Origin of the sequence: Haemophilus haemolyticus (assembly GCF_001008205.1) — a bacterium.
GTDB lineage: Bacteria > Pseudomonadota > Gammaproteobacteria > Enterobacterales > Pasteurellaceae > Haemophilus > Haemophilus haemolyticus_Q.
Genome location: NZ_LCTK01000009.1, coordinates 1 through 10957, shown reverse-complemented (window position 1 = coordinate 10957; position 10957 = coordinate 1). Strand labels below are relative to the sequence as shown.

At 39.7% G+C, this 10957-nt stretch carries 5 protein-coding genes; 1 reads left to right on the top strand and 4 read right to left on the bottom strand.

What is annotated here, in order from left to right; translation table 11 throughout:
* The 3 genes from AAX18_RS02945 to AAX18_RS02935 form a co-directional block, all read right to left on the bottom strand.
* Window positions 1-2239, bottom strand: a 2239-nt coding sequence (locus AAX18_RS02945; protein WP_046952889.1) for a collagen-flanked surface repeat-containing protein, incomplete at its 3' end; no start/stop codon positions are given.
* Between the two features lie 222 nt (window positions 2240-2461).
* A complete protein-coding gene (locus AAX18_RS02940) occupies window positions 2462-5869 on the bottom strand; it encodes an autotransporter family protein (protein ID WP_046952888.1) in 3408 nt (1135 codons plus the stop codon).
* Between the two features lie 158 nt (window positions 5870-6027).
* Window positions 6028-6708 carry a SanA/YdcF family protein gene (locus tag AAX18_RS02935; protein ID WP_046952887.1) on the bottom strand — a complete coding sequence of 227 codons (681 nt, stop codon included), beginning with the start codon at window positions 6706-6708 and terminating at the stop codon, window positions 6028-6030.
* 157 nt (window positions 6709-6865) lie between these two features.
* On the opposite strand from AAX18_RS02935, the gene metX reads away from it, so the two are divergent.
* Window positions 6866-7942, top strand: coding sequence for a homoserine O-acetyltransferase MetX (gene metX / locus AAX18_RS02930; protein ID WP_046952886.1), 1077 nt, complete (start codon window positions 6866-6868; stop codon window positions 7940-7942).
* 66 nt (window positions 7943-8008) lie between these two features.
* On the opposite strand, the gene gyrA is transcribed toward metX, so the two are convergent.
* A complete protein-coding gene (gene gyrA, locus AAX18_RS02925) occupies window positions 8009-10651 on the bottom strand; it encodes a DNA topoisomerase (ATP-hydrolyzing) subunit A (RefSeq protein ID WP_046952885.1) in 2643 nt (880 codons plus the stop codon).
* Window positions 10652-10957: the final 306 nt, after the last annotated feature.

The window sequence follows — 10957 nt, the reverse complement described above, 5'->3', positions numbered from 1 at the left end:
CACCAGCTGCGCCATTTTGTCCAGCAGGACCTGCTACACCTTGCTCACCTTTAGGACCTGATTGGCCATTTTTAATAGTTGCAGTCGTTGTGCCATCGCTGTCTGTTATAGTAATGGTATGTGAACCATCATTATTAGTGGCAACTTTCGCTGAAACTTTGGTTCCTGTCTGATCAGCTGTATTTTTCGCATTCGAGCCTACAAAAATAAAGTCACCTTTGGAATCTTTACGTTTTTCTGCATATAAACCATCCCCAAAATCCATACGTAAGCCGTTAGCAAGGAAGTTTTCAACAACTGTACTACCAATTGCTGGAGATGTGGTTGTGCCTGTAGTTGCTTTTTCACCACCGCTGTAGAAAGATACTCGAGGAATAAAGCTGTAAAGTTGGGAACCATTGATTGCATCGGTACTTTCCGCTGAAATTAAGCCTGGCGCAACGTGTTGGATTCGGCGAGTTTCTGTTCCATTACCTACGCTAAATACACCTATAACATTTGTGCCACCTGCAAAATTAAATGTGTGCTTATCAATTTCCATAGAATTGTAAGTATTATCAGTACCCTTTGTATAAGAATTTGAAGTGGACACAGTGGTTGCATTACTGCCTATTGCTACACTATCTGCAATGCTTGCATTTGCTTTATAACCTAAAGCCAAAGATCGTTCTTCTAAAGCTTTGCTTTCATTTCCAAGTGCTGCTGCATTGGCTTTCTTGGCTTTAGATTTTTTACCTATAGCAATTGCATTATTGACTTCTAATACATCATCTTCAGAATTGGCTTCTTCACCAATAGAAATATTTTCATTGCCTTTGAGTTTATTACCTGATTTTTTACCAAGCGCAATGTTGTTATCGCCTTCAACATCTTTTCCAGCATCTTCACCGCCAGCAAAGTTGCTATTGCCAGTAACGTTCTGACCCGCAGATTTACCCATAGCAATATTGTTATTACCAGTAACTTCGTTTCCAGCTTCATGACCTGCGGCATAGTTACTATTACCTATTACTTTTTTACCTGCTTCGGCACCTGCTACAAAGTTACTATCACCTGTTACTTTATTACCACTGTAATAACCAAGGGTGGTATTGGCGTTTCCTGTTACTTCTTTTCCTGATTCTTTACCTAAAACAACGTTGCTTTCACCCTTAACCCAATTACCGGAATTGACGCCAGCCGCAAAGTTATCTTGACCAGCAATCCATCTTCCCGCACTATATCCAAAAGCGATATTGTGTTCTGATTTATCTACAGTACCAGCATCTGCTGTAGCAGATACATTGCCATCAGAATCATAGGTATTGGTCCAATTATGACCGACATAATTCCCCGCATTTTCAGCAAAGGCAAGGTTGAAGTTTCCCACTACGTTGTTACCTGCCGCCTTGCCAAAGGCCATATTATTCCATCCTCTAGATTGACCATACTTTTCATCTGCTGTTGTGGCGCTAGCATTTTTTATATAGCCATCAATATTTTGCCCTGCGCTTAAACCAAAAGCATAGTTGTAATTCCCTTTTACATTTTGACCTGCATTTTGACCGATTGCGACGTTATAACTACCCGTTGTATCACGACCTGAATCTTGCCCAGCCATAAAGTTATTATCACCAGATACGCGCCATCCTGCATTAGGTCCTAAAGCGTAGTTGTTGGAGCCTGTTGTTTCTTGACCTGCTTTGTAGCCTATGCTTACATTGTAGCTTCCTTTTGACTCATAGTTTGCCCCTTCACCAAAGGAAAAATTGTAAATCCCAAACTTACCAAAATCGAGGCCATGAGAGTAAGCATCTTTACCAAAAGTAAAATTATAATGGCCATTCACCCGTCGGCCAGATTCTTGACCTATGCTGAAATTATAATTGCCACCACCATTCCATCCCGCACCTTTACCAAATACAAATTTATATGTGCTATTTCCCCAACTAGAATCTGCAGCGCTCTCTCCCATTGCAAAGATGTATTTAGCATTGCCCGAAGCATTACCAGCGCTTTCTCCAATAACCAAACTATAGGAACCGCCAAAATGTGGCTTTCCTGTTGTATTCATAATATTGTTGTGGGCGTTTTCGGATAAGCTAGGTCCATCACCAGCGATGATATTATTACCATTATTGCCACCATAGGTTGGTGTGCTTCCTGCAATAACGTCATCAGAAGCCGCCCCAAACGAATAACTGGACCACAAAGCTAAAGTAATTAGAGTATAAGAAAAAGAAGTATTTTTTAAATTCATAGCAAAAAATTGATTAAAAGAATATTTATGATGACAGAAAGAGGCAATTCCATGCCCGAGTAAATTATTCCTTATATTTTCTGTCGCGATACTATAAGACAGACCAGTACAACAAGAATGGATAAGTTATTAAGTGAACTTTAAACATTTTGAATGTGTAACTATGTTACACATCCCTGTTGTACAACAGGGCGCATTTGCGCCCTTATCCTTTTTATAGCATTATTTCCAAGAGTATTTTACACCTACAGTGCCTTGGTAACCTTTATGACTGTTGTTATTGAATGATTTTTCATAGCGAGCATCAGCATAAAGGTAAGTGTTTTCGCTTAATGAGAATTGAGAGCCTAAGCCTGATTCCCACCAAGTGCGGTCAAATTTCTCGGTTAATTTATCACGACCAATTAATGCATTGTCTGTTGCTTTAAAATCGTGCCAAATATTACCGATGAAATAATAGGTGCGAGTGCGTTGTTTATCATTTGGTGCGTTATACGCCAAACGGAAACCAACACGACCACGCAAGCCATAACCTTTTTGCGAAACTGCACGAGTGCCGTCGTTAAAATCTCCCAAGCGCAAGTATTGTGCAATAAGTTGTGCTTGTGGCTCTAAAATCCAGCTATCCCCGTTGTTGGTTTTATCTTTACCTAATGCGTAAGGGCGACCGGTTTCCACTGAAAGGGCAGCACCCCAGCCGTGATTTTTCGCACCTGTGCCATCAACCGATGAATAACGGTTATTTAACCAAGAGAGTTGCCCCACCCAGTCAATGTAAGTGCCATTTTCATTGTAACGTGTATCGGTTACACCAAGATTAAGTGCGGTAGTTTTTACGCGAGAAGTTAATTTATCTGCGATCACGACACCGTTTTTCGCACGGTATTCATCATAGAATTTGCTATGAGAACGTAACGCGCCGAAATATAAGCCAGTAAAACGACGGGTGAGTTTGCCCTCGTCATCTTGTTTGGTTTTAACATCAAAGTCGTGTCCCACTTGGAAACCGTACATATTGGTTTTTAAACCAAAACGTTCTTTTCCGTCGAGTTTTAGGTGTTTACCAATTACACGGCCCCAAGATTGTTTTTCCACATCTTGCCAATAATTGCCTTGCTTATCCCAAGAAAGGGTTTGGTTTTCGCCACGACGTTGGTGAAGCGTATCCAACATTGTATAGCCTAATTCCAAGTTTTGGCGAGGAATAAGTGTATAAGCAACCGCACTTGGCGTGATGATTACAGGCCCTGTTGGCGGTGCAATAGGCGGTTGCGGTTGTGGAATTTCATCTAAAGAAGGCAATTCAGGCTGCACTGGCGGTTCAGGCATCGGCTCTAGAACGCCATCGAAAGATGGTAATTCAGGTTGCACTGGTGGTTCAGGCATTGGCTCTGGCATTTCCTCTAAAGATGGTACTTCATGCTCTGGTGGCGTTAATTTAACTGCAGTTACTGTCCAAAAGTATTCAGTTTTTCCATCAACAACACGAGATGCTAATTGTACTTCGCCTGCGCCAGTGGTTCGGGCAGTACCTGTGAACGTTGGGCGAGTATTAAATGGTGTACCCGCCAAAGAAGATGTGACTCCGTTATCAGTACCTAACACTCTGACGACTGGTGCGCTAATCTTATGTGAATCTGCGACAATACTTGCAATAGAACCATCAATAACTTTTTCTCTTCCATCCTTACTCACTGAAATAACTTCTGTTTTTCCAGAGGCATCACCTGTGATTTCAAGTAAATCAGATTGAGAGTTTGTGCCATTTTCATCACCAGGTAAGTTCCATTCCGTATTTGTTTTTAATATGCCGTTATTACCAACATAATTCCCTTCAATGGTGAGTTTGTCGGCATAGGACTGATTAGCGAGAGTGATGATACCGTGATCATTAGTGAATGTATCTTTATCGGCGCCATTTGATGATACTTTAACAATGTATTTTTCCGCTGGATGGCTTCCTGCATCTAATACACCACCATTACTAAGCGTGACTGATTTTGCAGTAGAGCGTTGTTCAGTTTCATCTTCTTTTTTATTTAAGAACCAAACGGCTTTGCTGTCCACATTCATGGTTAAGGTTGAGCCAATATCTTGGTGTACTAACCCCGTAATTTTTGCACCTTGGCTAAATGTAGTGGTTAGATCTGAATGGGCTTTGGCAGTTTTATTGGTTTCGTCAATTTCTTCTGATTTGGCATATACTGCCCAACCATTTGGTGCCGCAGTAGCGGTCGATTTATCGCCTTTTAAGGTGAATTTTGCATTGGTGACATTGAAACTGCCAGTGTTGAAATAAGATTGCAATTCACGCAATGAAACTAGTGCTTTTTCAGCTTTTTGTTCTGCATTAGGGATGCCTAAAAAGGCACCAGCTACTTTTGCAAGTGGTTTAAGTTTTTCAACCAATTTACCGCCTTCGTAAATATTGCCTTCTTCTTTATAGCGGGCATTGGCGAGAATAAGTGCATCGGTTTCTGATTTTGTAGTCAATTGAGCGTTATTTAAAATCACTTCATTGTCTTTATTCTCTGTTCCTCTTACAAAAGTTTCTTTATGAATGCTGCTTTGAGCTAATTTTTTAATTTGAACAATGTCATCTTCAGGAATACCTAAATAGGGCAAGAAATCTGCAAGTGGTCCATTTAATTTGTCAACCAGATTCCCAATACCCAATTGATTTAAATCAACTGTACCTTCAGTTTCAAAATCTACGGTATCAAATACCACGGCTGAATTTGCCGATTTAATTTCTGTGCTTGCGCTTTCTTCACCAGCAATAAAACGTGATTTGTTATCAAATAAACGAACTGTGGCAGATTCTTTTGTTTTTGATGTATCTAAAACCATTTTCCCTGTAGAATTAATAGTCGCGCCATTATTTGAATTTGGTTTACCAATTTTTAATGCAGATGAAAATTTACCGTTAGCATTCACAGTAATGTTGGAGTCAGTTAAGTTAGCTTGTGCACCGTCACCAGCTACATAAATACCTGTTAAGTAATCCCCTATTTGGGCTGTTGTTTTATCTTCTACATTAATTGTTAATTGCTTTTCAGCATTAAAAATAGGTGTAGACTTTTCTGCCGTTGAACGATAAATACGAACACCAGTAAGTTGGTGACCTGCTTTTGTACTTGCACCTGCATCACCATAAGTTCCTAAAATTGTACCTGCAGTATTATCTACATTGACTGTAGCTGCATTTTTTAATGTTAAAACAGTTTCTTTTGTACCATTACCCTCCCAGTCATAACCTACAGAAATACCATAAGCTGCATTAGAATCTGGTGATTTATTAGTATTTCCTTCACTGGCTAAGGTTACTGCAATGTTTGTTGTGCCTTGAATATTTTCAGTACGATCACTTCGAATAATAAGACCTTTAGGATAGGTATGGATTGAATGATTAAGTGGGGTAAGACTAATATTTACATCGCCTGTGACGATATTTTCAGGCTCTTTTACTTCATGACCAATGGGGGTTTCACCAGAAATTTGGTTATTTTCACTAATATTAGAATATTGCGAGGCAAACGCTGTGGTAGAAAGGGCTGAAGAGATTAGAATACTAAGAAGTTTTTGTTTATAATTTTGCTTTCTTGCTTGCTTTTGGGATTCTAGTTTCATAAATTAACCTAATTAAAGTTGTAAGTTCAACGACAATATAAAGAAAATCCTTTAGCATAAAACAGGATTCTCCTTATCGTATTAATCTTAACCACTTTTTGTTTATTTAACAAGCTTAGATTAGTTTGATTTTAAAGAAATGTGATGTAGATCAATATTTATAATTTAGTGCTATTTGGCAATGGGGTGGGATTCCCCAAAAAATAAGGCTCAACACCTAATATCAAATCCAAAACTGCTTTTATACGCGCAAAAACTTCTCTTATTCGAGTAGATAGATGTAATTCAGGTTGTTTTGCTACAAAACAAATCGCATCAATATCATGTGCTTTAGCAATTAAAAGTGCGCGTTCGCAATGAAATTTTTGGCTGACAATCGTAAATGTTTGTACTTGGAAAATTTTATCTGCTCGGATAACGGAATCTAGCGTACGGAAACCAGCAAAATCACGGAACATAGAGGCTTCAGATACGCCCATTTTTCGTAAATCACGAAACATTGCTCTTGGTTCGTTATATTGGATGGTGCGATTATCGCCACTTAATAAAAGGTAATTGACTTTTTGATGATCGATCAACTCTTTTGCTGCAGCTAAACGATACTCGTAATAAGCATTGGGTTTTCCACCAATAATATATTTTGATGTACCCAGCACAAGAGCATATGCGCGAGGGGGGAGTTCATCAATATTCGTGAATATCTTGTCACGCACGTAAAAACTTACGCCTTTATCGACAAGCAAGCAAAGCATAACCAGTGCAAAGATTGTATAGAGCGATATACGAAAAAGTGCGGTTAATTTTGATGGTAATTTTTTTATTATCATGCCTGTAAACATAATGAAAAATTCCCCGCACTTCAAGGAGAATTTGATGGATTTTATGAATTGCATTGATGTGTGATAATTTAGCCGTTTAGACGGCTAAAATTTCTTGACAACCTAATCGACTTACTGATAGTTTAAGTGCCATTCTCATTATTACAATAGGTTTCCAATGTCTGTGCAAAATGTAGTGCTTTTTGACACACAGCCTTTAACCATGGCGCTTGGCGGCAAGCTTTCCCATATCAATGTCGCGTATCAAACTTATGGCACACTCAATGCCGAGAAAAATAATGCGGTACTAATTTGCCACGCGCTAACTGGCGATGCTGAGCCTTATTTCGATGATGGTCGAGATGGCTGGTGGCAGAATTTTATGGGCGCAGGTTTAGCGTTGGATACAGATCGTTATTTCTTTATTAGCTCGAACGTATTAGGCGGTTGCAAGGGAACGACAGGGCCTTCATCAATTAATCCGCAAACGGGTAAACCTTATGGTAGCCAATTTCCTAATATCGTTGTGCAAGATATTGTCAAAGTACAAAAAGCCTTGCTTGATCATCTTGGCATTAGCCATTTAAAAGCGATTATTGGCGGATCTTTTGGCGGTATGCAAGCGAATCAATGGGCGATTGATTATCCTGATTTTATGGATAATATCGTAAATCTTTGCTCATCTATTTATTTTAGTGCTGAAGCCATAGGCTTTAACCACGTGATGCGTCAAGCGGTCATTAATGATCCTAATTTTAATGGTGGCGATTATTATGAGGGGACACCGCCAGATCAAGGGCTATCTATTGCGCGCATGCTAGGTATGTTGACTTACCGTACTGATTTACAGCTTGCAAAAGCTTTTGGACGAGCTACAAAATCAGATGGCAGCTTTTGGGGCGACTACTTTCAAGTTGAATCCTACCTTTCTTATCAAGGCAAAAAATTTTTAGAGCGTTTTGATGCAAATAGTTATTTGCATTTGTTACGTGCGTTGGATATGTATGATCCAAGCATAGGGTATGAAAATGTCAAAGAGGCATTATCACGTATTAAAGCGCGCTATACGTTGGTTTCTGTGACAACGGACCAGCTCTTTAAGCCTATTGACCTTTATAAAAGTAAACAGCTTTTAGAACAAAGTGGAGTCGATCTACATTTTTACGAATTCCCATCAGATTACGGACACGATGCGTTTTTAGTGGATTATGATCAGTTTGAAAAACGGATTAGAGATGGTTTGGCGGGTAATTAGGTATAAAAAAGTGCGGTGAAATTTCACCGCACTTTTTTCTTTTATAATAGGTTCTTTTATAATAGGTTATTCTTCAGAACCGCTTTCTTCCAAAGAATCTTCTTCATCTACATCACAAACACGTTCTAAACTTACTACGTGTTCATCATCGGCAGTACGAATTAAACGAACACCTTGCGTGTTACGACCTACGATACTCACTTCGCTTACACGTGTGCGAACAAGAGTTCCTGCATCAGTAATCAACATAATTTGGTCTGTTTCTTCTACTTGAGTTGCGGCAACGACTTTACCATTACGTTCACTCACTTTAATTGAAATCACACCTTTTGTATTACGTGACTTAGTTGGGTATTCACTTAACTGTGTGCGTTTTCCGTAGCCGTTTTGCGTTGCGGTTAAAATGGCACCTTCACCTTTTGGCACAACGAGAGAAACCACTTTATCAATATTTAAGTCTAATGATGCTTCAGGGTTGTCATCAGAAATATCTTCAATTTCTACCGCACTTTCATCGTCAGAAATATCGTTTGTTAAAGCAAGTTTGATACCGAGAACGCCTGTTGCTAAACGCCCCATTGCACGAACAGCATTTTCAGCAAAACGCACCACGCGACCTTGTGATGAGAACAACATTATTTCGTTGCTACCATCGGTAATATCTACGCCGATTAACTCATCTTCATCACGTAAATTCAATGCGATGATACCGTTTGAACGTGGACGGCTAAATTCGGTTAAGGCGATTTTCTTCACAACACCGCCTGCAGTTGCCATAACTACGAATTTATCTTCTTCGTAAGCAGAAACTGGCAAGATTGCAGTAATACGTTCGTTTTCTTGTAACGGAAGAATATTCACAATTGGACGACCGCGTGCGCCACGGCTTGCTTGTGGAAGTTGATATACTTTCAACCAATATAAACGGCCACGGCTAGAGAAGCAGAGGATCGTATCGTGAGTATTTGCTACCAGTAATTTTTCGATGAAATCTTCTTCTTTCATCTTCGTCGCAGATTTGCCTTTACCGCCACGACGTTGAGCTTCATAGTCGGTCAGTGGTTGGTATTTCACATAACCTTCGTGAGAAAGCGTTACAACTACGTCTTCTTGTGCGATTAAATCTTCTAAATCAATATCACCAGAAGCTGCGGTAATTTCAGTTAAACGATCATCACCGAATTGTGCTTTCACTTCTTCCAATTCTTCACGAATCACTTCCATTAAGCGTTCTGCGCTACTTAAAATATGAAGAAGATCCGCAATTTTAACTAATAATTCTTCATATTCTTTTACAACTTCTTCAAACGCAATGCCAGTTAAACGGTGTAAACGAAGTTCTAGAATCGCGTTTACTTGCGCTGGCGATAAGTAATATTGTTCACCTTGAATACCAAGATTTTCTTCTAAATCATCAGGACGAGCAGAAATATCAAGAAGATTAATAATATCGCTATGTAACGTCCAAGAACGTGAACTGATTGCTGTAGCGGCCTCTTCACGGTTTTTAGAGTTACGAATGATCGCAATCATTTCATCGATATTAGAACGTGCAACCGCCAAACCTTCCAAAATGTGCGTACGTTCACGCGCTTTGCGAAGTTCAAAGATAGAACGACGCGTAACGACTTCACGGCGGTGTAACACAAAGGCTTCAATGATTTCCTTAAGATTAAATAAACGTGGCTGACCGTGATCCAATGCCACCATATTAATACCAAAGGTCACTTGCATTTGAGTAAGCGAGTAAAGATGGTTTAATACCACTTCCCCTACTGCATCACGTTTAATATCAATTTCAATACGAATCCCTTCTTTGTTTGAAAGGTCAGTAATATTGCTGATGCCTTCGATTTTTTTCTCGCGAATTAATTCAGCGATTTTCTCGACTAATTTTGCTTTATTTACTTGGTATGGCAATTCAGACACGATAATTTGTTCGCGTCCTTTTTCGTTAGTTTCTACTGTTGCGCGCGCACGAACATACACTTTGCCACGACCAGTGCGATAGGCTTCTTCAATCCCTTTACGACCATTAATTAACGCAGCCGTTGGGAAGTCAGGCCCTGGAATATGTTGCATTAATTCATCAATGGTAATTTCATTGTTGTCGATATATGCCAAACAACCATTTAATACTTCATTTAAGTTGTGTGGAGGAATGTTAGTTGCCATCCCCACCGCAATACCAGAAGAACCGTTTGCTAAAAGTGCTGGAATACGAGTCGGCAATACATCTGGAATCATTAATTCGCCATCATAGTTTGGCGAGAAATTGACGGTTTCTTTATCCAAATCCGTGAGCAATGCTTGCGTAATTTTTTGCATACGCACTTCGGTATAACGCATTGCAGCTGGTGCATCACCATCAATTGAACCGAAGTTACCTTGCCCATCAACCAACATATAGCGAAGTGAGAATGGTTGCGCCATACGAACGATGGTATCGTACACGGCTGAGTCACCATGCGGGTGATATTTACCGATTACATCACCCACAACACGCGCTGATTTTACGTATTTTTTATTGGCGGTATTGCCTTCGCGATCCATTGAGAATAGTACGCGGCGGTGAACAGGTTTTAAACCATCTCGAACGTCAGGTAATGCACGCCCAACGATAACCGACATCGCATAGTCAAGGTAGGAAGATTTGAGTTCTTCTTCGATATTGACAGGGGTGATAGATGATTGGATTGAATCCGTCATTGGTATTCCTTTTTTGATCAAAAATTGTGGCGGATTATAGCATAAAATTGTGGATATGTGGTTTTTGATATCAGGATTTCGCCTGATGGCGACCTACTTTTTCTTTGCTTTGCCAAAGAAAAAGTAGGCAAAAAGAAAGGCAACCCTGCTTTTCCTTATTTCCTTTGTTCCATTGAATTTGTTTCACGGAAATTTTCTGAACTCGCTGCGCTCAAACAGACGAAAATTTCCTACAAATTCAATTACACAAAGGCGGAAAAGAAGGGATTATTTTTAAGTGCGTGTGATGCTTAGATAAATTAAAGA

What these genes read in the sequence shown, in the direction of transcription:
- AAX18_RS02940 (WP_046952888.1), bottom strand. Translation starts at nt 5,869, where the DNA reads ATGAAACTAGAATCCCAAAAGCAAGCAAGAAAGCAAAATTATAAACAA.
- AAX18_RS02935 (WP_046952887.1), bottom strand. Translation starts at nt 6,708, where the DNA reads ATGTTTACAGGCATGATAATAAAAAAATTACCATCAAAATTAACCGCA.
- metX (WP_046952886.1), top strand. Translation starts at nt 6,866, where the DNA reads ATGTCTGTGCAAAATGTAGTGCTTTTTGACACACAGCCTTTAACCATG.
- gyrA (WP_046952885.1), bottom strand. Translation starts at nt 10,651, where the DNA reads ATGACGGATTCAATCCAATCATCTATCACCCCTGTCAATATCGAAGAA.